This is a genomic window from Citrobacter sp. H12-3-2 (genome assembly GCF_009649895.1).
In the GTDB taxonomy this organism is placed as follows: domain Bacteria; phylum Pseudomonadota; class Gammaproteobacteria; order Enterobacterales; family Enterobacteriaceae; genus Citrobacter; species Citrobacter portucalensis.
Window position 1 is genome coordinate 3,157,487 of sequence record NZ_CP045837.1, and the last position, 26,195, is coordinate 3,183,681.

Sequence of the window (26,195 nt, forward strand, 5' to 3'; positions counted from 1 at the left end):
CTTTTTTATACCCCTTTAGTGTTATCTGGATACCCATCTCACGTTAAACACAACCTTTCAATCCCCTCCACCTGTTACGTAATATTTCGTCGCAATACATTTGCACAAAAAATAATCAGCAATTTTATTGTGGATTAGCATTTTCTGATTAAATAGTACATTTTTTAGCCTCTCGCACGGCACTCCAGACGTCCAAAAATCGTTACCTGTAAAATCCGAACTTTCCGGCATAACGGAGAAAAAATGACCTTAGCAAAATTAAACATAAGAAAATCATATAAATAGAAATAAAAACGAGAATTTTAAGCGCAGGGGTATCCGAAGTTTGACGCTGTTCACAAAGTTGCACAAAAATAACAATTTGTTACACATTTTTTCTTTTTGAAACCAAATCTTTATATTTGTAGCACTTTGACGGTAGCGAAACGGTAGTTTGAATGGAAAGATGCCTGTCAGACACATAAAGACACCAAACTCTCATCAATAGTTCCGTAAATTTTGATTGACGGAATTTATTGGCGGCAGTGGCAGGTGTCATATAAAAACCGATGAGGGTAATAAATAATGATGAAGCGCAATATTCTGGCAGTGGTTATCCCTGCTCTGCTGGTAGCCGGGGCAGCTAACGCTGCAGAAGTTTATAACAAAGATGGCAACAAGCTGGATGTATACGGTAAAACCGTAGGTCTGCACTATTTTTCTGATAACGCTGGCAACGATGGCGATCAGACTTATGCCCGTCTTGGTTTCAAAGGGGAAACTCAGATTAATTCCGATCTGTCCGGTTACGGTCAGTGGGAATACAACTTTGCCGGTAATAACTCTGAAGGCGGCAGTGACGCTCAGAACGGCAACAAAACCCGTCTGGCATTTGCTGGTCTGAAATATGCCGATCTGGGCTCTTTCGACTACGGTCGTAACTACGGTATCGTTTACGATGCACTGGGTTACACCGATATGCTGCCAGAATTTGGTGGTGATACCGCATACAGCGACAACTTCTTCGTTGGCCGTGTGGGTGGTGTTGCAACCTACCGTAACTCTAACTTCTTCGGTCTGGTTGACGGCCTGAACTTCGGTATCCAGTATCTGGGTAAAAACGAGCGTGATGGCAATACCGGTCGTTCTAACGGTGACGGCGTTGGCGGTTCTGTAAGCTACGAAATGGATGGCTTCGGTATCGTTGGCGCTTACGGTGCAGCTGACCGTACCAACGCGCAGGAAAACTCTTTCTACGCTAACGGCGGCAAAAAAGCTGAGCAGTGGGCAACTGGCGTTAAATACGATGCTAACAACATCTACCTGGCAGCGAACTACGGTGAAACCCGTAACGCAACTCGCATCTCAGGTGCCGGAAACAGTGGCTTCGCCAACAAAACTGAAGATTTCTTTGTTGTCGCTCAGTACCAGTTCGATTTCGGTCTGCGTCCATCCCTCTCCTACAACAAATCTAAAGCGAAAGACGTAGAAGGCGTGGGTAACGAAGATCTGGTTGACTACATTGAAGTAGGCGCTACCTACTACTTCAACAAAAACATGTCCACCTATGTTGACTACCAGATCAACCAGATCGACTCTGATAACAAACTGGGCGTGAACTCTGACGACACCGTAGCAGTCGGTATCGTTTACCAGTTCTAATAGCAGACCTCTTTGTTAAATGCCTATAAAACAGGACTTCGGTCCTGTTTTTTTATATCTGCTAGCGAATTCTTGCGTCTTAAAAAAACACCTCAGCTTTTCGTCAGTAACGGTTGGCATTTTTTAAATCTACCGTTAACCTGATAGCGGACTTCCCTTCTGTAATCACTATGGAACCTCGTCATGTTTGAGAACATTACCGCCGCTCCTGCCGACCCCATTTTGGGTCTGGCTGATTTGTTTCGTGCCGATGACCGCCCTGGAAAAATAAACCTCGGGATCGGTGTATATAAAGATGAGACAGGCAAAACGCCGGTGCTGACCAGCGTTAAAAAAGCCGAGCAATATATACTGGAAAATGAAACCACCAAAAATTACCTTGGCATTGACGGTATTCCAGAGTTTGGTCGCTGCACTCAGGAACTACTGTTTGGTAAAGAAAGTTCGCTGATCAACGATAAGCGTGCACGTACCGCACAGACCCCTGGCGGCACTGGTGCACTGCGTGTGGCAGCTGATTTCCTGGCAAAAAATACGTCGGCTAAACGCGTATGGGTGAGCAATCCAAGCTGGCCGAACCATAAGAGCGTCTTTAACTCTGCAGGCCTGGAAGTTTGTGAATACAACTATTACGATGCAGCAAACCACTCGTTAGATTTTGATGCGCTGCTGGCAAGCCTCAGCGAAGCGCAGGCTGGCGACGTGGTGCTATTCCACGGCTGCTGCCATAACCCTACCGGCATCGATCCTACGCTGGAACAGTGGCAAACGCTGGCTCAGATGTCTGTCGAAAAAGGTTGGTTACCGCTGTTCGACTTCGCATACCAGGGTTTTGCCCGTGGCCTGGAAGAAGATGCAGAAGGTCTGCGCGCATTTGCGGCTCTGCACAAAGAGCTGATCGTTGCCAGCTCCTACTCCAAGAACTTTGGACTGTACAATGAGCGTGTAGGCGCCTGTACGCTGGTTGCTGCCGATACTGAAACCGTTGACCGTGCGTTCAGCCAGATGAAATCAGCCATTCGCGCTAACTATTCCAACCCACCAGCACACGGTGCATCCGTAGTGGCCACGATTCTGAGCAACGATGCGCTGCGTGCCATCTGGGAACAGGAACTGACTGATATGCGCCAGCGCATTCAGCGCATGCGTCTACTGTTCGTGAATACGCTGCAGGAGAAAGGTGCAAACCGCGACTTCAGCTTTATCATCAAACAGAACGGCATGTTCTCATTCAGCGGCCTGACCAAAGAACAGGTTCTGCGTCTGCGTGAAGAATTTGGCGTCTATGCCGTCGCTTCCGGACGCGTAAACGTGGCAGGAATGACGCCAGATAATATGGCGCCGCTGTGCGAAGCGATTGTCGCAGTACTGTAATCTATCGCGCACAAAAAAGGCCGCAATAGCGGCCTTTTGTTTATCTGAGATATTACCAGACAGGCATTTCATCCTGCAGGAACGGGTTATGTAGCCGTTCGTTACCCAGCGTAGAAATTGGGCCGTGACCCGGAATAAACGTCACATCATCGCCCAACGGCAAAAGTTTACGTTTAATCGAATCGATCAGTTGGCTGTGATCACCGCGCGGGAAATCGCTGCGCCCTACGCCACCTTTGAAAATCACGTCACCAGAAATCAGTAACTTTGATTGCTCATCAAAGAAAACCACATGTCCCGGTGTATGACCCGGACAATGCAGAACCTGTAACGTCACGTTGCCAACGCTTATCCGGTCACCTTCATTCAACCAGCGATCGGGCGTCAGCGGCTCACAATCTCCCAGGCCAAACATGCGGCTCTGAGCAGGGAGTCCCTGTAACCAGAACTCATCTTCTTTTTCCGGGCCAATAACCGGTACACCATAATGCTGTGCCAGTTCAGCCGCCGCCCCAACATGGTCAAGATGACCGTGAGTAAGCAGGATCTGCATTAGCGTCAGACCGCTGGCATCCACTTCCTGTTTGATTTTCTCGGCATCGCCGCCGGGATCGACCAGCGCGGCCAGACGAGTCTGCTCACACCAGATTAGCGAGCAGTTCTGGGCGAATGCAGTGACCGGAATAATACGATAGTTCATACAGCTCCTGTTTCATTAAGCTTATGGATCACCAGTGCCGTGCAGGGCCGGTGTCAATATGCACAAAGTTACTGCTGGGGTAGTATCCTACACCACCTGCGCGCATAGATAACGCAGCTTTGCGAATATTACTTAATGCGATGCCTTCAATATGGAAATCCATGGCCTGACCTTTAGTGTGGTAGCTTTTCTTGGCCACACCACGGCTACGTGCACGGAGTTCATTATTGGTATCGATAGAGCGATAGCCTGAGATCAGCTGTACGGGTTTACGCGTGCCCAGCAGGCCCTGCAGACGGAAGAGTTGATCAAACAGTCCCGGGTCAATGGATTTCACTTTATTGGCCCGAAAATCACGGAAAAAGTGGTTAAGTTTTGCTAATTCGTCCTGAATATAGCCCCTGCCATCAAAAAACTCTGCTTTTATTGACTCACCGGTATGCAGGTTATTCAGAGTCAATATACGCGGACGTGGGGTAGAGAGTGTTGCAAACGCAGGCGTAGGCAAGATGGCAGCGCCGAGGGCAATGCCACCAAGCGCCAGCAGTTTGCGGCGATTAGCGTCAAATTTGTCCATGGTATTAAGGTCTACAAGGTCAATGTTATCGTATGTATGCTCTAGCGCACGCGGGAAACCTTATCTGGCTAAGTAGTCCACGTCAAGGCTCCCAACCCCAGGAAATACGGGGCTCACAGCCATTTTGCCCCGTTTCCAGCATAACTTACGACAATCATTTTCCTCGAACTGCTTCATTTATCTGATTAATTGCTCGGCTTTTGACACAATTTGTGCGCTGGATCGCGCTGTCAGATCGTAATTGTAAATATCTGTACGATACTGCGTGCGCCCATCAGGGCCGACAAATGCGGTCAGATAGTAGAGGTTGACCGGGATATTCTGGCGAATATTCACGTACCGCGTATCCCCTTGCTTCAGGGCATCCGAGATGCGCGTATCATTCCAGCCCGCATCCTGTAGCAGCATATTTGCCAGCTCAGAGGCCTTATTCACCCGCACGCAGCCGGAGCTTAATGCCCGCGTATCCTTCTGGAACAGATTGTGGTTCGGCGTGTCGTGCAGATAAATAGCGTCCGAACTCGGCATGTTGAATTTATAGCGTCCGAGCGAGTTACGCGCTCCCGGAGCCTGCTGGAAGCGGAACGGCAGATTGGAGGCAGTGATGGTCGCCCAGTCAACCTGCCACGGATCTATCGTTTCTTTGCTGTTCCAGCCGCGCATCACGGTATAACCGTGACGCTCAAGATACCCCGGATCATTCCAGACCTTAGGCAGGATATCTTTTCGGGCCAGCGTTGGCGGCACGTTCCACGGTGGGTTAACGACCACGTTATTCAGCGCACTGCTCATCATCGGCGTTTTACGATCGGGACGCCCGACAATAACGCGCGAGGCCAGCACCTGATTGCCATTCTGATAATAAACCAGCGAATAGGCAGGAATGTTCACCATGATACCGGTAGACAGCTCACTCGGCAGCAGGCGCAAGCGCTGAATATTTAACGCCAGCACGCCCGCACGCTGAGCAGGCGTCACGTTCAGCCAGTCACGTGTGGCTGGGCCAATCGCGCCATCTGCGCCAAGTCCCTGCCACGTCTGAAAACGCTTTACCGCATCAACCAATTCACGATCGTAGGTGCCACGACCTTCTTTGCCAGACGTACTGACGGCAGGCTCCAGCATCCCGGTTCGACGCAAAATTTCACGTAGCGCGGGGATGTCATTACTCCACTCCCCCGGACGCAGCGTTGCTGTACTGGTGAGCAGTGGCCAGGGACGTGTATCGCCCACCAGCTTGAGCAGTGATTCATGCATGGCTGCATACTGCGGATGTTGAGGCGCAAGGCTGGCCACAAATGAAGTCAGTTGACCGTTATCCAGTGCGACCTGCCACTGGTTGATGACGGAAATCGGCGGCGTCGTTAGCGCATAGGGCTTATCGCTGTAAAGCCAGCGATTACCTTTGACAGGGATGTTAGCGATAAAGTGCAGATACCCCATCATCGCATCAGAGAGCACGATGTCTCTCGCCTGACCGGTTACTGCCGGGTCAGTCAGAAGTGCAACCCAGGTAGTGAACTGCGGCTGAAAGCCGGCAATTGCGACCTCGGCTAACTGTTGCTGAAATGCCTTTACCGCATCACGATTTTCCCACATCGGCTTCATTTCGCGTGCGGCATACAGCAGTTCCAGCTGGCTCATGTAAACCGGCGTATAACCTGCTGGCAGCTGAGAGTGTATTTCGGCGCGGGCTTTATCGACAGACACGCCTTCTGGCAGCGGTTGAATACCCGCCATGATGGCCGTCGCAGAAGATTGAACCTGCGGCTGCGATAACGCTGTTGGCTGTTCACTGACGGTCGCAGAGCTATCGCCAGGGATCATTTCAGGCTCATCGGCCTGAGCATTGAACAGTGGAGCGAATGTTACGGCCAGGCACAAACTGATTGCCGACAGCCGACGACCAAACATTTTATTAAGCAACATCCCTTGCCCCCTGTTTTCTTTATCATACTCTGAATAGCCAGGCCGTCTGTATTCCTCTTTATTCTGACGAGGGTCGGACCTGTAAAACGCCAATACAAACTGAAGTATGACGAGCAAGCCTGTGACGCGTTAGGCTCACCTTTAGTATATAAACATCAAAAACTTTTTGCCTAACCTAATGTAAAGAAGTCTAAAGAAATTACACCAGGCATGAAGTCTTTTCGGAAAAAAATAAGGCGGCCATGTAGCCGTAATGCCAGTCAGTTAGCGCCTCAGTTTCAGTAAACTGGCGGAGGTAAAGAACATGCTATCTCGGAAATAGAGTTCCGTTCACCTCATGCTCATTGTTTCTCTGAAACACGGATTCCCGTGAACGTGTAAAGGGCGTTCTCCGCCACGCCCTTTACAATCCCGGCTCCCGGCGGGAAAATTGTTGCTACGCAATACCCTCCGCTTATTCCTCCTGGCTACCGGGCCGGGCGCGAGGAAGCGTCCCTGCAAAGCGCGCCCTGAGCCAGCATCCATGCTGGCTCTCCCGGCCTTACGGAAACACGTCGGCAATTTTCAGCCGGACCAGCCACGCCTGACCATCTGCGTTTTTGTTTAAACAGCAAAACAGCTTTTACTGAAAGTCAGGGCATTGAAGCGATGACCCCTGTCCGGCTGAAAATCGATGAGGCGTTGACGTCTGCCCGGGACTGCCCGCAGGGATGCGGGCAGAGGGGATGGCCTGCATGGATGCAGGCTCGGCCCCGACCCGACAGGCAGACGGCATAAGACGAATAACTCGCGCAGCGACGATTTTCCCGCCGGGAGTCTGGGTTGCAAGGGAGGTGGCGGTGAGCCTCCCTTGCACGTTCACAGGTATCTGCGCTTCAGAGAAATGACACCACTGAGGTGAACGGAACCCTGAGCAAGAATCACATGTTCATCATACATGCTTAACTGATGAGCATTAGCCATGTAGCCGCCTTTTTGCTTAGCTTGCCTGCGAGGAGGCATCTTCAGTCCCCGGCAGCGGTTCCGGTAACTGAGGCGCAAATCCGCGCAGCCCCACCACGTGAACGTGTTCGGTGTTCTGGAAGACTTTACGCACCAGTTTGTAGGTGGTGCCTTTCTCTGGGCTGATGTTTTCCGGCGCAGCGATAATCAGCTGCATCTGCAAACGCTCACACAGCTCAAACAAGGTCGCAATAGAACGCGCATCGAGTCGTGCAGCTTCATCAAGGAACAGCAGGCGGCAAGGAGAGATATCTTTCCCGCGCAATCTGCGGCCTTCATCTTCCCAGCTTTGCACCACCATCACCAGAATAGACATCCCGGTCCCGATCGCTTCCCCCGTTGACAACGCACCAGACTCAGCACGCAGCCAGCCGTCAGAGCCACGGTTAACCTCAACTTCCATTTCCAGATAGTTACGATAATCCAGCAGCTCTTCACCAATGGTTTGTGGCGTACGTTGCCCCATGTCTATCTGCGGATTCAGACGCTGATACAGCTTCGCCAGCGCTTCTGAGAAGGTCAGGCGATTGCTGTTAAACAAATCCTGATGCTGTTCATGCTGCTCTGAAAGTACGTCCAGCAAGGTAGCATGTGTTTCACGCACATTGACGTTCAGGCGAACGCTGTTGACCTGGCCAAACGACACGCTTTGCAGCCCCTGGTTCAGCATGCGAATACGGTTCTGTTCACGCTGAATGGTCTTACGAATAATGTTCGCCACGCTGCGTGAGCTGATCGCCAGCTTCTGTTCGCGTGAGGTTAACTCTTCCGTCAGACGGCTCAGCTCAATCTCCATCTGTTCAATAGCTTCAACCGGATCATCGGTACGAATAATATCCTGGCGAATACGTTCACGCAGATGCTGGTAAACCGCGACGAAGAACTGAATTTTGCGCTCTGGACGTTTTGGATCTTCAGACAGACGCAACACATCGCGCAGGTGCTCGTTATCCGCAACCGCCAGACGTAGCGCACCGAGCGCCTTATCCGACATGGAACGCAGTTCGTCACCGGAAAGATAGGCCAACTCGCGGCGGTGCAGACGACGTTCCACACCGTTATCTTTCACCATCCGCATGACTGCACACCAGCCGGCTTTGGCGGTGACTACCTGCTCGCGCATTTCATGATAATCACGTTCCAGCTTGCGCAGTCTGCGGGTCAGGTTTTCCATCTCCGCTTCGCAGAAGGTCAGTGCTTTCTCAAGTTGGTTGCGGCGTGCACGGTTGTTGCTGAGTTGTGCATGCAGTTCGTCACGACGGATACGCGCGCGCTCTTCGGCACCGCTGTCCGCACGAACGCCAATATCCTGCAGTTCACGTTGTAAATCGTTCAGCAGCTCTTTTTTGGTGTCAAAAGAGCTTTTCAGCGATGCCATGACCTGGTTGTACTGGCTTAACTGTGCGGCGTGGCTGCGCAGCGCTTCACGAGCGCGGGTACGTTCGGCTTCCGCCTGTTCCAGGCGTTCACGCAATTTTTCGTTCAGATCGCTATTGCCGCTCAGCATTTCGGCTGAGTCGGAATAACTAAAGTGCGCCCGACGCTGTACGACTTCGGTCAGCGCAAAAGCCTGCTGACGCGCATCGCGCTGCATCTGCTGGGAATACGCATAGTCTTCCTTCAGCTGTTCAAACTGCTCAGGGTCATTTTGCAGAACCGAAACGATAGGTTCCAGTTTCGCCAACTGATTGCCATGTTGCTGTACAAAACGCGCGGCTTCCTGAGCTTCATCCAGACGCTCGCGAATTTCGTCTACGCGATCGGCTAGCGTATCATCTGCCAGCAGATTCAAGCGCGGCAGCAGGCGGTTCAGCGCAGAGACGCCATCTTTCGCCTGTTCAAACTGCATACGGCTTTGCTGGTTATCATTTTCATGATTGGTCAGCGCACGTTCCAGTTCAACGCGACGGCTATTCAGTTGGCGAATTTCCGCTTCTGGATCGGCTTCAAACGCCACCGACAGATGGCTGCCGATAAAGCGACTGAACGCCTGATGCAGACGTTGGGTTTTCTGGACGTCAAAGGAGAGCGTGGCGAAACGTTCAGACAGCCCTTCACGCTCGGCATGCAGGGTTTCGATACGGCTTTCACGTGCTGCACGCCCAAAAATAGGCACCGTCGGGAAGCGAGAATAACGCCACTGACGCTCGGCAGTTTTCACCACCACCGCATTTTCCAGTTCATCAACGCTGAAGACGCTGTCATCAAACGACTGCGGATCCCCTTCGATGAAATAGAGATCTTCCGGGCAATCCGTCAGCCCTTCAAGCTGTTCGGTAATCAGCGACAGATCCGGTACCACAATGGCATGACGCGAAGGACCGTATAGCGCAGAGAAGTACGGTGCATCTTCAAGGCTAACGTCATCATAAATTTCTGACAGCAGTACGCCGCCAAAGCGTTCCGCCAGCGCGTTCAGACGCTGATCTTCCGCCCCGCCCGGTTGACTTAAACGTTCAATCTCTTCATCAACTGCATTTTTACGTGCACCGACTTCATCACGCTCAACAATGGCCTCACGCTCGCGCTCCAGCAATTGTTGCAGATACTCAGTCACTTCCTGGCTGGAGGTAAACTCTTCGCCACACTGCTCGCTAAGCTGATTCAGGCTATTTTGCGCAGCCAGCCAGACAGGTGCCCGCTTCATCAAATGCTGAATACGGGATTGTAGTTGTTCCTGCTCCTGACGCAGCGTCATACGCTGTTCGCTGGCAGACGAGACGCTGTCCGACAAGGCGGCGATGCGCGCTTCCAGCTCCTGGTGCAGCGCTTCCAGCTCATCGATATCGAACTGTTTACCCTGACGCTTGCAGAATTCGGCCAGCAGACGCTCGGCATCCTGCTGTTCGCGCAGACGCTGCTCCAGTTCGCTCAGTCGCATACGCAACGGCTGAACCTGTTCTGCCAGGTGGCGCTGTTCCACGCCTTCGCGCAGCAGTTCACGCGCCACGCTCCAGGCTTCACCGCGCGCCAGCGGGCCGTTGATAGCCGCCACCAACTGATAAGCCTGTTCGAACTGGCTATGCGCGGTTTGCGCCACGCTCATTTTTTGTTCTAGCGTCAGCAGCTTTTCAGTGGCTTCCTGCTCTTTGGCCTGGAAAGTCTCCAGCCATTCGGCGGCGCTGTCGGCTGTCAGGTCCGGTAAGTGACAGAGCTCTTTCGCCCGGTTTAGGGCCTGGATCGCCTGGGTATACTGGATGGCTCGCGTTTGCTGGACGTCCAGCGCTTGCTGGTAATCGGCAAGCTGGCTTTTCAGCTCATCCACTTCCAGCTCAGCGGCTTCTGCGCGGGCTTCGTTTTCATCCTGGCGGTCAACGGCTTCCGCGACCACCTCGTTTTGTTCTTCAAGACGGACCTGCAATTCTTCGAGATCCGCCTCGTAGCGTTCAATTTTTTCCTGCTGACGCAGCGCGGTTTGCACCAGATTCAGGTGATCGCTCGCGGCCTGGTAATCAGCTTCCAGATCGCCTTCCGCACCGTTGTGTTCACCCAGTTCACGCGCCATATCCACGTGTTTGTACTGCTCTGCCGCCAGCTGCTTGCGCGAGGTATACAGTTCACGACGATATTCCAGTGCTTTATCCAGATGGATGCGACGTTCATTGGCGTGGCGCATATAATCTGCGGCCACATAGTTGGTCGCTTCACTGATTAAATGCTTAAACAGGTCGCGGTCAGACTGGGTTACGCGAATCGCTTCCAGCGTCATACGGTTTTCACGCAGCGCGGCTTCCATATCCTGGAACGCTTTACGTACGCCGCTGTTTTCCGGCAGCAGGTAGTCACGCAGTGAACGGGTAATGGCGCTGGAGATCCCGCCGTACAGCGAGGCTTCAATCAGACGGTAGAATTTACTACGATCGGACGCAGAGCGCAGACGACGGGCAATGATGCCCAGATCGAACATCAATGAGTGATAATCGGTTATTGAGTTGAACTGCTTAAACTGCACGCCTTCCATCTCATCAAGCTTCTCTTTCAGCTCAGGTAAAGACAGTACGCGCGCCTGGCGTTCGTTCAGCGTTTCCGTCACCAGTTGGGTTGGCTGTACCGACATCGGCAGCCCCTGAATGGCAAACGGTTTGATATCCACTTTGCGATCGCGACCAGCAACCTGTTGCAGACGCACCCCCACGACCACGCGCTGATGACGCGAGTTGAGGACGTCGAGCATTGAATAACAAACCCCTGCTTTCAGCTTACCGTGCAGGCCTTTATCACGTGAACCGCTGGTTGCACCGGCTTCGGTGGTGTTACGGAAATGCAGCAGGGTTAAGTCCGGAATGAGCGCCGTAACAAATGCCGCCATGGTGGTGGATTTACCCGCACCGTTACCACCGGACAGCGTGGTGACCAGCTCATCGAGATCAAACGTACGGGCAAAAAAACCATTCCAGTTAATCAGCGTAAGTGAGCGAAATTTACCGCGTTCAATCATTATTCTTCTTCTCCACTGTCCGGCTGATTCTCTTCGGGCTCATCGTTGAGCTGCAGACGGTTCTCGACCGCCATCGCTTCACCATCACGAATTAAGCGACGCTGTGCTTCACGCGGATCGTCACCGCTACGCACATCCGCACCAAAGCGGAAGACAGATTCCGTAATACGGAATTTGCTGCTGTCGTGGCCCAGAAACCACACCATGCCTAAGCGGCGCAAGCGGTTGAGCGAAGAACGCACTTTTTCCTGTAGCTTCTGGCGGTCAACGTCAGAACCGGTTGAACGGTTGTTCACCAGCTTCAGTAACTTCGCTTCATCTGCCAGCGTTAGCAGCTCGTCGTACAGCTCTTGCTGGGTAAAAATCCCTTCGTTCGCCAGGCGTTCCGGGCTGAGATAGAGATAGCAAAGAATTTTACCCACCATCATGTCCAGTTCAGACAGGACCGAACGCGGAATGAGCGTCGTTGAACGCGGACGAAGGTAGAAGAACCCTTCCGGCGCACGGATCAATTCCACGTTATAGCGGCTGTAAAACTCTTCAAAATATTCCTGAAAATCCATCAGGAAGGCATGATTATCCAGTTCATCCAGACCGATATGGCGGCCCGAACGTAAGGCACTATCCAGTGCCGGAAATAACGGATTCGCCAGCGCCTGCGCCAGCTTTACCGGCATCACTTGTTCAATATTTGTCAATGACATGCGCCTGTACCTTGGCTCCGTAATCATTAATCGGCTGCCATTTGGCTGGCAGTCCGGTGAAGTCTGCTTGCGCTACGCCAAGGCGTACCGCCTGATCGATAACAATACGCGCGACGTCGAAATGACGCGCACGTGGGTATTGCGCCAGATACTCGCGCACTACCAAACCGAGATCCAGTGGTGTTTGTCTGGATTTGTAGATAGCCAGCTGTTCTTCGATGATCGCCGCCAGCTGCTCACGGATCTCGTTAAATTCTTCATATTCCAGGTCTTCCGGAAGTTCACCGGTGACCTCTTCGTCACGCAGCACCATCTCCTCGTCACGCATATCCAGCAGACGATCGGCGTTGGCATAGGTCAGCGCCCATGGGTCGTCAAAGTAGGTCTGCACGGACTGACGCAGACGCTGGGCGAAGACGCGGTTTTTATCCATGTCGATCGCGGTACGGATAAATTTATGCACGTGACGATCGTAGCCGATCCACAAGTCAATTGACTGCTGGCCCCAGCTAATAATGCGGTCGAGCTTGCTTTGTAAATCAAACACCAGCCGATCGACAAAATGCAAATCGTCATGCGTCATCGTGGCGTCCTGGATGCGTAACAGGTTAGCCTGCAGCTTATCCCCTGCCGCTTCCAGCGTATCTTGCAGCTCACGCAGCGTACCAGATGTTTCAGACAGCAGCATTTCACAACTGGAAATCGCCGCCCGCCAGTCTTTGTTTAGCAACTGTGCGATGTCGTCTTTTACCTGCTGCTGCTGTTCATCCATGATGCGCTGGGTCAGATCGATACTGTCGAAAATCTCCGCCACCGAGTATTTCAATGGCGCATAGACGTTGCGATGCCAGTGGAATTCATCACCACCTTCCGCTGCCGCATCAGCCGCGCGCTTCAGTTCGCCTGCCACAATTGACAGCTGCATAGAAAGACGCAGCGTAGAGAATTCGCGCTGACGAATATAGTAATCTGTGATGCCAATCCCGAGCGGCGTTAAACGGTAAATGGCGTTGCCTTCAGCCTGCTCGCTGGTAAAGCGGTTCAGCAGACGTTGACGCACCATATCGTTGATCGCGTTGTTGGCGCGGACGCCGATGGTTTCGCTGGTTTGCTCAAACGCATCACTCACATGGCGGAACGCATCCACCAGTTCACCTTCACTCATCTCACCGTCAAGTCGCTCACCGTTCAACGTGGCGACCGCCAGCAGGAACGAAAGTCTGTCTACCGGCAGAGAGATGGAGAAGTCATTTTTTCTGGCCCAGGCAACCAGTTCGGGGACTGTCTGGGAAAATTCACTCATAGGTTATCCTTGCATCTGCGGCTCGGGCCGGACGTTTAATCGCGGTGACATGAATATAGCGCCCAAGGCTGATATACGGTTCCTGGCGGCAATAACGTGTTTCTATTTCTGTTAAAGCATCAAAACAGTCATGCTGTTTTTGTTTATCACGCAGATAATCATGAAACACCCTCACGCCCGTTTTACCGGTTATCTCCCAGCCAATCTCCTCCAGCCAGCGATAGACCTGCTGAGGGTCGCGCGGAAAATCGGGAGACAACGTGCGCCGTTTCTTTTTATACATTCCCTGCTGTACATAGCCGAAATTACCGACCAACACATTACGCATCAACAGACCGTTTGCATTGTAGAACATCAGCGATAAAGCACCGCCCGGGCGTAACATCGACCACAATGTTTTTAAGACGGCTTGCGGATCGGCCACCCATTCCAGCACAGCATGAAACAATATCAGATCAACCTGAGAATCCAAATGCTGTGGGATGTCCTGAGCGGCACAATGTATAAAATGCATGTTGTCGCTCACACCTTGCTCTTCTGCCGCCCGTTGCGCTCGCGCCACCATCTCAGCAGAAAGATCGCACAAGGTGACGTGATGGCCCCGCTGCGCCATCAGAATGGCTGTCTGCCCTTCTCCGCCACCCGCATCAAGCACACGCAACGTTTGGCCCGCGTAGTCGGCAAGAAGTTTGTCCAGATCCTGCCAGAGGATCGTCTGACGAAGCTGACCTTTGGTGGTGCCGTAAATGTTACGGGAAAACTTCTCTGCAATGTCATCAAAATTGCGATCCCGCATCGGGCTCTCCACATGCTGGCTTTAGGGTGACTAAGTAAAACCGCTATTTTGTCACACCCACGCCGAGAATGAACCTTCCTGGTGTAATATCCCTGCTGATCCCCTGCTGTATGGTTAAAAAAGGAACCAAAAAGGATGCTTTTTACGCTGAAGAAAGTGATTGGCGGTATGATGCTGCCACTTCCGCTAATGCTCATTATCATGGGCATAGGCCTGGCGCTGCTCTGGTTTAGCCGCTTTCAAAAAACAGGGAAAGTGTGCATTAGCCTGAGTTGGCTGGCACTGTTACTTCTAAGCTTGCAGCCCGTCGCCGACAGTCTGCTGAAACCGATTGAGGATAGCTATCCAACCTGGCAGGATACACAAAAAGTGGAATACATTGTGGTGCTGGGCGGAGGGTATACCTGGAATCCACAGTGGGCGCCGAGTTCAAACCTGATCAGCAACAGTCTTCCGCGTCTGAATGAAGGTATTCGCCTTTGGCGTGCTAACCCGGGATCGAAGCTTATCTTTACCGGCGCTGCGGCAAAGAGCAATAACGTTAGTACTGCAGAAGCGGGAGCCCGCGTAGCGCAGTCACTGGGTGTGCCGCCCGGTGATATCATCACGCTGGATAAACCTAAAGACACCGAAGAAGAAGCCGCAGCGGTTAAGCAGGCCATCGGCAGCGCGCCGTTCCTGCTGGTGACCTCCGCATCGCACTTACCACGAGCAATGATTTTCTTCCAACAGGCCGGACTACATCCGTTGCCCGCGCCAGCCAACCAGTTAGCGATTGACTCACCGCTTAATCCGTGGGAGCGCGCGATCCCCTCACCTGTCTGGTTGATGCATAGCGATCGTGCTGGTTACGAAACGTTGGGGCGTATCTGGCAGTGGCTAAAAGGATCGGAGCATTGACAGGAATGTTGCCTGATGGCGACACTAACGCGTCTTATCAGGCCTACGTGTTCAGCGCAGAATTGTAGGCCGGATAAGGCGTTCACATGTTCATCAGGCGAGCCACGGCAGCAGTGATTTCGTAGCAAGGTCAAAGTTGGAGCGGTTAAAACGTCCGGTGTTGACCAGTTGCGCCACCTCATCCCATAACACATACAGCCAGCGCCGCCAGATGAAGGACTCCGCCACGGGCGCGCGTTGCAGGTATTGCCAAAGCAGACTTTCCGCCAGCGCATTATCCATTAAACGGAACAATTCATACTCTCTGGGTGCCCACAGCATCAATCCCGGTCCGACCATCGCCAGAAGCTGATCGCTACGGGCGTCTTTGAGCATGCTACGTAAACTAAAATTACCGTGGATCAGCACGCAGTTATCATTGAATCCTTCAAATAAAGTGGGCAAACACTCACGGGTACGAAACAGGATCCGCTTATCCTGCATCGTCAGCCCGGTATTGTTGAACTGATTTAACGTGGTCCACAACACTTCAACACGCTGACGATACCAGGATGGCCAGATATTCTCTTGCGTGTTATCCACCATTCCCACGCAGCCACGGCTATCCTGCCGATGCCATGACAGCAGACCTTCTACGATCTGATCTTTTAAATGTTCCCAGCGTTCGGGCGTTCGGGCTGGCGCTTCCACCGGCACACCGCGTAAACGCTCAAGCAGTAGCACATCAGGACCGGGATGCTCTTCGTGGGTTAAGACCCCGTAAATGACGGGCATTCGCACCGTACCACTGCGCGCCAACATGGAGGTTTTCCATGCCAGCTGCTGCGCCATACCTGGCGTGGTGAAACTTCTCGCCATCAGCGGCATCGGATTTCCCTGGCTGTCGTACAGTGACCACAGGGCCGTATCCACTTTTTCATTCACGCATTCTATGCGACTGAGTTTTTCGCCCAACAGGTGGCTGAGTTCGGCACGCAACTGTTCCATTTCAGATTGCCCTCATAAATGCTACTGCTTTCATAATGAGCGTCGTGCAGACAGATGTCACCCGGATGAGATCAATTGATGAAAAGAAAAGTGGAGGGAAAGCGCAACGATACGACACTCCTCCCAAAAATACGCCTCAATATGGGGGAGTGTCGTGAGAAAAACTAATGCATCTCGGCGCGAACGCGCTCAAGATCTTCGGCAGTGTCTACGCCGGTACCCGGGACTTCTTTTGCGACGGCAACGTGAATTTTTTCGCCGTACCACAGCACTCGCAGCTGCTCCAGCATTTCGATATGCTCAAGCGTGCTAGGCTGCCAGTTAACATAGCGGCGAATAAAACCGGCGCGATAGCCGTAAATGCCCAGATGGCGCAGGAAGGTGTCCCCCACCGTTTCCAGACTTTTGGCGAAACGATCGCGATCCCATGGGATGGTCGCGCGTGAAAAATAGAGAGCATATCCTTCAGCGTCCAACACGACTTTTACCGCATTCGGATTAAATGCCTCTTCCGCACTGTGAATCGGAGCCGCAAGAGTCGCCATACCGACCTGACGTTGCGCCAGATTCTCAGCCACCTGGCGAATAATGACCGCAGGAATCATCGGCTCATCACCCTGTACGTTCACAATAACGGTATCATCGCTAAAACCACATTTCTCGACGACTTCCGCCAGGCGCTCCGTACCAGACTGGTGATCGGCGCGAGTCATGCACACTTCGCCACCCACCGCTTCTACCGCGCGAGCGACATCCTCGTGATCGGTAGCAACGATGATACGTTCAGCGCCAGATTCACGCGCACGCTCCAGTACATGCACGATCATCGGTTTACCGTTGATATCCAGCAACGGCTTACCCGGCAGACGAGTGGACGCATAACGCGCAGGAATAATGACCACAAAACTCATGATTTACTCTCATCAGCAGTCAGAACGCGGGCTTCGGTTTCCAGTAACACGGGAATGCCATCACGCAGTGGGAAAGCAAGGTTATCCAGTTTACAAATCAGTTCCTGTTTTTCCTGGTTAAACCAGAGTTTGCCATTGCATACCGGGCAGGCAATGATTTCAAGCAGACGATGATCCATAGTTCCTCCAGATGGACCGGATTGTGAATCCGTAAATATTAACATAATCGCTTAAAGGGCTGGGTCTATTTCCCAACCATGGCGTGCATCAGCAAATAAACCTTCAGGATAACGTCCCAGCGTCACGCGTGCTGCCTGCTGCCAGCGGGCAAAATCGTCAATCGCCTGAAACAATCCTTTTTGCAACGTCACTCCAGGCTTAACCCCATCCTGTAACCACAGCGAAATAACGTCCAGCACACCTGTTTTGCGGTGCATTTTGGCATCCATCCGCCCAACCAACTGTCCACGATGCAGCAACGGCAAGACAAAATAACCATACTGACGTTTCGGTGCTGGCGTATAACACTCCAGCCGGTAGCTAAAATCGAATAGCTGCTCTGCCCGTTTACGATCCCAGACCACCGGATCAAAAGGTGATAATACTGCACTATGAGTCGCCGTTAATTTGCCCGCCAGCGCCTGTTCAAGCAGCGGCTGAAGGTGGCTATGTAGCCACAAGGCTCCTAGCCCCTCAACGTCGACAGGAATAATCTGCCGCTGTTCCGCCCGTTCGTTGCACCAGTTTTTTAGCGCCGGGCGCTTCAGGCGGTAGTAGTCTGCCAGCCATTGTTCGCGGAAAATCCCCAGACTGCGGGCACTGTTATCCAGCATGACACTTTCAGCATCTTCTTGCGAAAGTGGGTCGCGTTCATCGTCCCAGTGCGGCATGACGCGATGGGTTAAATCATACACTCGCTGGAAATTACGCCGTTCCACGACCATCACTTTCCCGGCAGTGAACAACCCTTCAAGATGACGCTTCTGCGGTTTCCATTCCCACCAGCCGCTGGTCCCTTTGCGTGGATGCTCAAAATCAGCTGAGCGTACCGGCCCGTTATGCTGGATGTGCTGGAGCAGTTGCTCAATCTCATGCGCATGTTCTTTCATCCACGCCGCTTTATATTTCCAGCCCATATTCTCCGGGGCCAGCATGCGGTGACGTATCAGCATAAAATCGCTGCGCGGCAAAAAACAGGCCTCGTGCGCCCAGTATTCCATCAGTTCGCCCTGCTGTAACGAGTCGTCCAGCCATTGGGGGGAATAATCGCCTAAACGACTAAACAGCACCAGGTAAGGACTGCGCGCCACAATATTGATGGTGTCGATTTGCAGTAACGACATGCGCGAAATGGTCGCGAGAATATCTGCCGGGGTTGCCCGGCGGCGTGTTTTTTTCAGCAGACCTTGAGCAGCAAGGTGAAGATGACGGGCATCCGTCAGAGAAAGGCGCGGCAACGACATTTATGGCCTCATAAATGATTCGCTGCCGCAGCGTGAATCAGTTAGCGAGTCAGCGAGATTAAGCTATTCAGCAATACATCAGGCCGATCGCCTGACAAATGTGCATCAACAGGTAAATACCACCAGTTTTCATCGGCAAATGCCCGGCACTTAACCGCATCTTTTTCCGTCATGACCAGCGTTTGCCCGGCGTCTACAAACGCACTGACGTCACTGTAGGTCAGAGACTGATGGTCTGCCAGCGCAATGCTTTTTTGCACGCTGGCACCACATGCTTTCAGCGTGGCAAAAAAACGCGGTGGATGACCAATACCCGCCATGGCGACAATATTGGACAATTGCGCCACATCACGGCGTTCACCTGTACGTAAATTAACGGCCAGCCCCGGTTCAAGTCGCATAGGGATTTCCCCAGGTTGCGCAACGCCACCGTTAACAATAGTCGCATCCACCGATTTAAGGCGACCTGCGCGTTCCCGCATTGGACCAGCGGGAAGCCACCAGCCGTTGCCAAACCGACGTTCGCCGTCAATGACTACGATTTCAACATCTCGCGCCAGACGATAGTGCTGTAGTCCATCGTCCGTCACAATAATCTGCACGTCGTGTTGGGCCAAAATGGCTTTTACCGCATCCGATCTTACCGGGGATACCGCTACCGGCACGCCGGTACGTTGGGCTATCAGCACAGGTTCATCGCCCGCTTCTGCGGTAGTAGTATCAGCTGTTAGCAACAGCGGGTAAGCAGTCGCTTTCCCGCCATATCCACGCGATACCACACCCACGCGAATCCCGCGTTGTCGCAGTTGTTCAACCAACCAAATCACCACCGGCGTTTTACCGTTTCCGCCCGCAGTAAGGTTTCCGACCACCACTACCGGGACTGGCGCGCGCCATGCGCGTTTAAGCCCCAACTTGTAGCATAAGCGGATCGCGCCACTCACCAGGCCATACAGCCAGGAGAGTGGAAGTAACAATCGCCACAGCGGCGATTCACCAGACCAGATACGTGCGATCATTGACCAAATTGCATTTTGTGTAATTGCGCATACACCCCGCGCTGCTCAATCAGCTCGCTATGGGTTCCGCGTTCGACAATCAGACCATCCTCCACCACGATGATTTCGTCGGCTTGTTCAATGGTTGAAAGACGGTGAGCAATGACCAGAGAAGTACGGTTTTTCTGTAGCTCATCCAGCGCAGACTGAATCGCGCGTTCAGATTCAGTATCAAGAGCCGATGTTGCTTCATCAAGGATCAGAATTGGGCTGTCACGCAACAAGGCACGGGCGATAGCGATACGCTGACGTTGTCCGCCGGAAAGCAGGACGCCGTTTTCACCAATCACAGTATCCAGGCCATTATCCATCTTGTTGATGAAATCCATGGCGTAGGCCATCTGTGCCGCTTTTTCGATCTGCTCACGGCTGTACATATCGGTACGAGCGTAGGCGATGTTGTTGGCAACCGTATCGTTAAACAAGTGCACATTCTGCGAAACCAACGCAACCTGATCGCGCAGTGATGCCAGGGTATATTCGCGCAGATCGTGTCCGTCCATCAGAATCTGCCCTTCATCAATATCGTAGAAGCGCGTAATCAGGCTGGCGATGGTGGATTTCCCTGAGCCAGAACGGCCGACCAGAGCAACAGTTTTACCCGCGGGAATATTCAGGTTGATGTTACGCAGAGCCGGTACTTCACGTCCCGGATAAGTGAAAGTCACGTTGCGGAACTCGAGATCGCCGGTAGCACGCTCGATCACACGTTTACCTTCATCTTTCTCCTGTTCACTATCCAGAATCGTAAATAAGGTCTGGCATGCCGCCATACCGCGCTGGAACTGCGCGTTGACGTTGGTCAGCGATTTCAACGGACGCATTAATGCGATCATTGAGGAGAAGACAACCGTAATTGTCCCTGCTGTCAGGTTTTCCATTACGCTTGGGAAGCTAGCCGCATATAACACGAAGGCCAGTGCCAAAGACGCAATCAGCTGGATGATAGGGTCGGAGATAGAAGAAGCGGAAACCATCTTCATACCCTGCAAACGCATCTTGTTGCTGACCTTATCAAAGCGCTTGGTTTCGACTTCCTGACCACCAAAAATCAGAACTTCTTTGTGGCCTTTCAGCATCTGCTCCGCACTGGTCGTAACCTGACCCATGGTGTTTTGCATGTTTTTACTGATGCTACGAAAGCGCTTGGAAACCACACGGATTGCCACTGACACAATTGGCGCCAGTACAATCAGGATCAGTGACAGCTGCCAGCTGTAATAGAACATCATGATAAACAGGCCAATAATTGAGGCCCCTTCACGCACCACGGTAATCAGCGCGCCGGAAGACGATGACGCAACCTGTTCTGAATCATAGGTAATACGCGATAACAATGTCCCTGTAGACTGTTTATCAAAAAAGGAGACGGGCATGCCCATCATATGGCCAAACAGGCGGCGGCGCATGGTCATGACCACTTTGCCTGACACCCATGAGATACAGTAGCTGGAGACATAGCTGGTTAAGCCACGAACTATCATCAGCCCAATGACCACCAGCGGCATCCACAGCAGCACCGAGCGATCCGTTTTACCAAAACCATCATCCAGTAATGGTTTAAGGAGCGATAACATGAAGGTATCGCTGGCCGCGTTAAGGACTAACGCTATACCCGCCACGATCAGACCCGATTTAAAAGGCGCTATGGTTGGCCATAGTCGGCGAAACGTCTGCCACGTAGAGAGATCTTTATCGTTATGCATTCAAAAAACCAGCATTTGTTAGAATAGCCGCATATTCTACCCGTTATCCTCCGACACGCCAAACCACTGATGATACCAACGAGGTAAAATCTGATCCCGCATGCTGCGTATGCGCCAGTTTTTTTGATAAAAATCCAGCGTAATCTGTCCCTGATGGGGGGTATCCAGCCATTGATAATTTTGTTGCCGATAACGTTGCTTCACTTTCCAGGACGGCAGACGCCAGGCGTTGTAACGGGATGCAGAGGCGAGTGCGACCTGCCCGTCAACCCGCTGAATGAGTGCCAGCGATGATGAAGTATTGCTGCCATGATGTGGAACCTGCATCACCGTCGACTGTAGGTGCTGCCAATAGTGACTTAGCATTTTTTGTTCAGCAGGAGATTCGATATCACCGGTCAGCAGAATACTCTGATATCCGTCATCGACCTTAACCACGCAGGAGTGGTTATTCCCCTGGTCTGTATTTCCACGCACAGGCCAGTGCGCACTGAAGGTTAACCCTTGCCATTGCCAATGCTCTCCGCGAAAACACGGGAGATGACCTTTCCAGCTCAGCGGACTTCTTACCCATAGCGACGGCCAGGCTTGTTGTAAGGAGTGCAACCCGCCGCGGTGATCCATGTGCTCATGGCTTAAAATAATTCCTTCTGGCTCCAGATTATGCCAACGCAACCAGGGAATAATCAGCTGTTGTGCGCTATCGCCTTCAGGCCATGCCAGACCGGTATCGTAAAGCAGCGCTTTCCCATTTCGCGCGATCACCATTGCCAGCCCCTGCCCGACATCCAGCATATGCACTTGCCACACATCAGTACGCGGTGCACGCCAAAGCGGCCCACTCAGCAAAAGGAGCACAGAGAAACAGATCACCGGTAGCGTACGCAAGATATTTAGTCGCCATGCGATAATCATCATTCCGGGTAAAAATGCCAGCCATTGCCAGCGCGCATCAATATTGATCCACCCTTCAGGCAGACTTCTGAGCCCCCAAAATAGCAGCGCCAGAGAACGATCCGCTAGATACCACAGGCTTGATTCAACCATCACCGTCCCGGCTAAATGCACGATCATGCCTGCTAATATCAAGGGTACGGAAACAAACGTGACCAAAGGGACGGCAAACAAATTAGCCAGAAACGAGGTCAGACTAAAACCGTGAAACATTGCGATTTGCACGGGAAAAAGCAGAAGCGTAATACCCAATTGCAGATGAGCCAGCGCCAGAAATTGACGTCCAGCACGCGACAGCGGCCAGTCCGGGAGCGGTACCCATTGGTACCAGAACAGCAGTGCCGCAACGGCGGATGCAGACAACCATAGGCTTTGCGAAAGAACAGCAACAGGATCCACCACCACGATGGCTGCCAGACAGCAGATCCAGACCGACCATCCACTCCACTGCCTGCCGCTAAGTCTCAGCGCCCCCCAGACTAGCAGCGCAACAACCGTTCGTAATGCCGGGGGTTGCAGCCCCGTCAGCCAGGCATAAAATGTGGCGCAGACAATCCCACCCACTAATGGCATCTGCCAGCAAATCCACCTTGTTGGCATAAAAAATTGTCCAGCACGTATCAATCCTGCGGCCAGTAATGCAGCAAACGCAATATGCAGCCCGGAGATAGCCATCAAATGTGCCGTGCCGGTATCACGCATAATCGTTTTCACCTCTTGTGACACAGACAAGCGCTCCCCCATTCCCAGACCCAGTATGACCTGCTGCCAGGGATAGTCGGTGAGTGCCGTTTTCAGCGAGGCGAGATACCGCGAACGCAAACTGCATTGTGGTGTGATTACCGAAGCCTGCAAGAATCGTCCCGTCAGCGGTTGATGCTGCGCCAATGCGTAACGCTGGCTATCAAATCCGCCTTCGTTTAATTGACCGTGTACAGCGCGGACTTTCAACGTCATCGCCCATGTCTGACCCGCACAAACATCACCGGGTAAATACTGCCCGTACAAGACGATTCCTTGCGCAGGAAAGATTCGTTTCCCCTGAAGGTGAGTGATCTGGCCGTAGTGCGTTGTCATATTGTCAGTTCCGGTTATCCGCACAATGGCTTGCTGGGTTTTCGCAGGCAGCGTATTACCGGCCCACATAGCCTCTTTCGCGGCCAGGATTCCCCAAAGAAAAAACAGCAGGGTTAGTCCGGCGGAACGCATATATTTGTAGGGGAGAAAACAGAGCAGACATGCCAGACAAAATACAATGCCGATACACAACATGCCTGGCAGCATAGGTAATAGCATGAGTGGGAGAATGCCGAGTAATGCGCAGGTACTCACCGTTGTTATTTTCATCAATCACCTCCCTGTTACAGGGAGTGTGCAGTACTCTTCGACGGTTGTCTGGCATCAATTTATCGTTATACGACCTGAGTTCCGCAGACATTTAGTGATGGTTGTAACGTACAAATTAACTGGGATGAGGATTCCAGGATAGGTGGACAGAAATGAAAAAAGCACCCATTTGGGTGCTTTTCTCGGCGTTAAGTCTCGCTAAAAACTTAACCGTAAATATTGGCGCGATCGCGCAATTCTTTACCTGGTTTAAAGTGCGGAACGTATTTCCCTTCCAGATCCACTTTATCGCCGGTCTTCGGATTACGTCCGGTACGTGGTGCGCGGTAATGCAAAGAGAAGCTGCCGAAACCGCGGATTTCAATACGCTCGCCTTGCGCAAGAGTCGAGGCCATATGTTCCAGCATCTCTTTAACTGCATCTTCAACCGCTTTCGCGGGAATATGAGGTTGCTGGGTTGCAAGTCTTTCAATCAATTCTGACTTGGTCATGATTCCTCCGGTTCCTTAAAGGCATAATTAGCTGCTGCATTGATTAAGGGCGGCCGTAGCCGCCCTTTGTCATTGATTACAGGACGAATCCTGTAATCTGTCAAGCTACTCGTCACCCTTTGTGCCGTTAACAGCACAAAGGATTTAGAGCACTCGATATTACTCGCCTTTAGCTGCTTTGAAAGCTTCAGCCATTGCGTTGTTAGAGAAGTTAGCATCTTCCTGTTTGTTAACAGTTGCGATTGCATCTTTCTCATCAGCTTCGTCTTTAGCACGAACAGACAGGCTGATTGCACGGTTCTTACGATCAACGCCGGTGAATTTAGCTTCAACGTCGTCGCCTACGCTCAGAACCAGAGTTGCATCTTCAACGCGGTCACGTGAAGCTTCAGAAGCGCGCAGGTAACCTTCAACGCCGTCAGCCAGTTCTACGGTTGCGCCTTTAGCGTCAACTGCAGTGACTTTACCGTTTACGATTGCGCCTTTCTTGTTCAGTGCAACCCAGTTGTTGAACGGATCTTCTGCGAGCTGTTTAACGCCCAGAGAGATACGCTCACGCTCTGCGTCAACCTGCAGAACAACTGCTGCGATTTCGTCGCCTTTTTTGTATTCACGAACTGCTTCTTCGCCTGCAACGTTCCAGGAGATGTCAGACAGGTGAACCAGGCCGTCGATGCCGCCGTCCAGGCCGATGAAGATACCGAAGTCAGTGATAGACTTGATTTTACCTTCAACACGGTCACCCTTGTTGTGGGTTTCCGCGAACTGCTGCCATGGGTTGTTTTTGCACTGCTTCAGACCCAGGGAGATACGACGACGTTCTTCGTCGATATCCAGAACCATAACTTCCACTACATCGCCAACGTTAACAACTTTGGACGGGTGGATGTTTTTGTTGGTCCAATCCATTTCGGAAACGTGAACCAGGCCTTCAACGCCTTCTTCGATTTCAACGAAGCAGCCGTAGTCGGTCAGGTTGGTCACGCGACCAGTCAGTTTGGTACCTTCCGGATAACGCTTAGCGATAGCTACCCATGGATCTTCGCCCAGCTGTTTCAGGCCCAGAGATACACGAGTACGCTCGCGGTCGAACTTCAGCACTTTAACAGTGATTTCGTCGCCAACGTTTACGATTTCGCTCGGATGCTTAACGCGTTTCCATGCCATGTCGGTGATGTGCAGCAGGCCGTCAACGCCACCCAGATCAACGAATGCACCGTAGTCAGTGAGGTTCTTAACGATACCTTTAACTTCCATGCCTTCCTGCAGGTTTTCCAGCAGCTGATCGCGTTCTGCGCTGTTTTCGGATTCGATAACGGCACGACGGGAAACAACAACGTTGTTACGCTTCTGATCCAGCTTGATTACTTTGAATTCAAGCTCTTTGCCTTCCAGGTGCAGCGTGTCGCGGACCGGACGAACGTCTACCAGGGAACCCGGCAGGAACGCGCGAATACCATTCAGCTCAACAGTGAAGCCACCCTTGACTTTGCCATTGATAACACCAGTAACGGTTGCAGCTTCTTCGTAAGCTTTTTCCAGCGTGATCCAAGCTTCGTGACGTTTAGCTTTTTCACGGGACAGCAGGGTTTCACCGAAGCCGTCTTCTACTGCATCCAGAGCAACGTCAACTTCGTCACCAACCTGGATTTCCAGCTCGCCCTGGGCGTTTTTGAACTGCTCTGCCGGAATGGCGGACTCAGATTTCAGACCAGCGTCAACCAGTACTACGTCTTTGTCGATAGCAACAACAACACCACGAACGATGGAACCCGGACGGGTTTCGATTTCTTTTAAGGATTCTTCAAACAGTTGAGCAAAAGATTCAGTCATGTTTAATCTTCAGGTTTCATATTTAACGTCCACCTGGCTCCATGCCGGATGGGGTTGTTTAACATACCCGCTGTCAATCCA

General features: G+C 52.2%; 19 protein-coding genes. 3 read left to right on the forward strand and 16 right to left on the reverse strand.

Features of this window, described 5'->3' with window-relative positions; translation table 11 throughout:
• Positions 1 to 564: 564 nt before the first annotated feature.
• Together ompF and aspC are read left to right on the forward strand one after the other, a co-directional pair.
• Complete coding sequence (ompF, locus tag GHC22_RS15265; protein WP_048235705.1) at positions 565 to 1,641, forward strand: porin OmpF; 1,077 nt, start codon at positions 565 to 567, stop codon at positions 1,639 to 1,641.
• A gap of 183 nt (positions 1,642 to 1,824) precedes the next feature.
• Positions 1,825 to 3,015, forward strand: a complete 1,191-nt coding sequence (gene aspC, locus GHC22_RS15270; protein ID WP_048235707.1) for an aspartate transaminase — start codon at positions 1,825 to 1,827, stop codon at positions 3,013 to 3,015.
• Positions 3,016 to 3,067: 52 nt separating this feature from the next.
• Here aspC and GHC22_RS15275 read toward each other — a convergent pair whose 3' ends face one another.
• The 7 genes from GHC22_RS15275 to cmoM all read right to left on the reverse strand — a co-directional run bounded on the left by GHC22_RS15275 (position 3,068) and on the right by cmoM (position 14,464).
• Positions 3,068 to 3,715: an MBL fold metallo-hydrolase gene (locus tag GHC22_RS15275; protein WP_153753417.1), complete on the reverse strand. Its 648-nt coding sequence runs from the start codon at positions 3,713 to 3,715 to the stop codon at positions 3,068 to 3,070.
• A gap of 28 nt (positions 3,716 to 3,743) precedes the next feature.
• On the reverse strand, positions 3,744 to 4,292 hold the full coding sequence (locus tag GHC22_RS15280; RefSeq protein ID WP_003831948.1) for a YcbK family protein: 549 nt from the start codon (positions 4,290 to 4,292) through the stop codon (positions 3,744 to 3,746).
• A 177-nt stretch (positions 4,293 to 4,469) separates the two neighbouring features.
• Positions 4,470 to 6,221 (reverse strand): L,D-transpeptidase, encoded by a 1,752-nt coding sequence (gene ldtD, locus GHC22_RS15285; protein ID WP_153753418.1) that lies wholly within the window; start codon positions 6,219 to 6,221, stop codon positions 4,470 to 4,472.
• A gap of 979 nt (positions 6,222 to 7,200) precedes the next feature.
• On the reverse strand, positions 7,201 to 11,661 hold the full coding sequence (gene mukB, locus GHC22_RS15290) for a chromosome partition protein MukB (protein ID WP_153753419.1): 4,461 nt from the start codon (positions 11,659 to 11,661) through the stop codon (positions 7,201 to 7,203).
• Positions 11,661 to 12,365 carry a chromosome partition protein MukE gene (gene mukE / locus GHC22_RS15295; protein ID WP_003035809.1) on the reverse strand — a complete coding sequence of 235 codons (705 nt, stop codon included), beginning with the start codon at positions 12,363 to 12,365 and terminating at the stop codon, positions 11,661 to 11,663. The genes mukB and mukE overlap by 1 nt, the downstream gene beginning before the upstream one ends.
• On the reverse strand, positions 12,346 to 13,668 hold the full coding sequence (gene mukF / locus GHC22_RS15300) for a chromosome partition protein MukF (protein ID WP_003831939.1): 1,323 nt from the start codon (positions 13,666 to 13,668) through the stop codon (positions 12,346 to 12,348). The genes mukE and mukF overlap by 20 nt, the downstream gene beginning before the upstream one ends.
• Positions 13,661 to 14,464 carry a tRNA uridine 5-oxyacetic acid(34) methyltransferase CmoM gene (cmoM, locus tag GHC22_RS15305; protein WP_153753420.1) on the reverse strand — a complete coding sequence of 268 codons (804 nt, stop codon included), beginning with the start codon at positions 14,462 to 14,464 and terminating at the stop codon, positions 13,661 to 13,663. Before cmoM ends, mukF begins: the two co-directional genes overlap by 8 nt.
• A gap of 135 nt (positions 14,465 to 14,599) precedes the next feature.
• Between cmoM and elyC the strand changes: the two genes are divergently transcribed.
• Entirely contained in the window at positions 14,600 to 15,364 is a 765-nt protein-coding gene (gene elyC / locus GHC22_RS15310) for an envelope biogenesis factor ElyC (protein ID WP_060682467.1), read from the forward strand.
• Positions 15,365 to 15,457: 93 nt separating this feature from the next.
• Here elyC and GHC22_RS15315 read toward each other — a convergent pair whose 3' ends face one another.
• The 9 genes from GHC22_RS15315 to rpsA form a co-directional block, all read right to left on the reverse strand.
• Positions 15,458 to 16,351, reverse strand: coding sequence for a YcbJ family phosphotransferase (locus GHC22_RS15315; protein ID WP_153753422.1), 894 nt, complete (start codon positions 16,349 to 16,351; stop codon positions 15,458 to 15,460).
• Positions 16,352 to 16,515: 164 nt separating this feature from the next.
• Positions 16,516 to 17,262 carry a 3-deoxy-manno-octulosonate cytidylyltransferase gene (gene kdsB / locus GHC22_RS15320; protein ID WP_153753423.1) on the reverse strand — a complete coding sequence of 249 codons (747 nt, stop codon included), beginning with the start codon at positions 17,260 to 17,262 and terminating at the stop codon, positions 16,516 to 16,518.
• Positions 17,259 to 17,441 (reverse strand): protein YcaR, encoded by a 183-nt coding sequence (ycaR, locus tag GHC22_RS15325; RefSeq protein WP_003035793.1) that lies wholly within the window; start codon positions 17,439 to 17,441, stop codon positions 17,259 to 17,261. The genes kdsB and ycaR overlap by 4 nt, the downstream gene beginning before the upstream one ends.
• A 51-nt stretch (positions 17,442 to 17,492) precedes the next feature.
• Positions 17,493 to 18,725, reverse strand: a complete 1,233-nt coding sequence (locus GHC22_RS15330; RefSeq protein WP_137377326.1) for a winged helix-turn-helix domain-containing protein — start codon at positions 18,723 to 18,725, stop codon at positions 17,493 to 17,495.
• Positions 18,726 to 18,766: 41 nt separating this feature from the next.
• Positions 18,767 to 19,744: a tetraacyldisaccharide 4'-kinase gene (gene lpxK / locus GHC22_RS15335; protein ID WP_032942888.1), complete on the reverse strand. Its 978-nt coding sequence runs from the start codon at positions 19,742 to 19,744 to the stop codon at positions 18,767 to 18,769.
• Positions 19,741 to 21,489 carry a lipid A ABC transporter ATP-binding protein/permease MsbA gene (gene msbA / locus GHC22_RS15340; RefSeq protein ID WP_048214571.1) on the reverse strand — a complete coding sequence of 583 codons (1,749 nt, stop codon included), beginning with the start codon at positions 21,487 to 21,489 and terminating at the stop codon, positions 19,741 to 19,743. The genes lpxK and msbA overlap by 4 nt, the downstream gene beginning before the upstream one ends.
• 36 nt (positions 21,490 to 21,525) lie before the next feature.
• Complete coding sequence (locus tag GHC22_RS15345) at positions 21,526 to 23,790, reverse strand: ComEC family protein (RefSeq protein WP_153753425.1); 2,265 nt, start codon at positions 23,788 to 23,790, stop codon at positions 21,526 to 21,528.
• 206 nt (positions 23,791 to 23,996) lie between these two features.
• Complete coding sequence (gene ihfB, locus GHC22_RS15350) at positions 23,997 to 24,281, reverse strand: integration host factor subunit beta (RefSeq protein WP_003035780.1); 285 nt, start codon at positions 24,279 to 24,281, stop codon at positions 23,997 to 23,999.
• 159 nt (positions 24,282 to 24,440) lie between these two features.
• On the reverse strand, positions 24,441 to 26,114 hold the full coding sequence (gene rpsA, locus GHC22_RS15355; RefSeq protein WP_003035776.1) for a 30S ribosomal protein S1: 1,674 nt from the start codon (positions 26,112 to 26,114) through the stop codon (positions 24,441 to 24,443).
• Between the last annotated feature and the right edge of the window lie 81 nt (positions 26,115 to 26,195).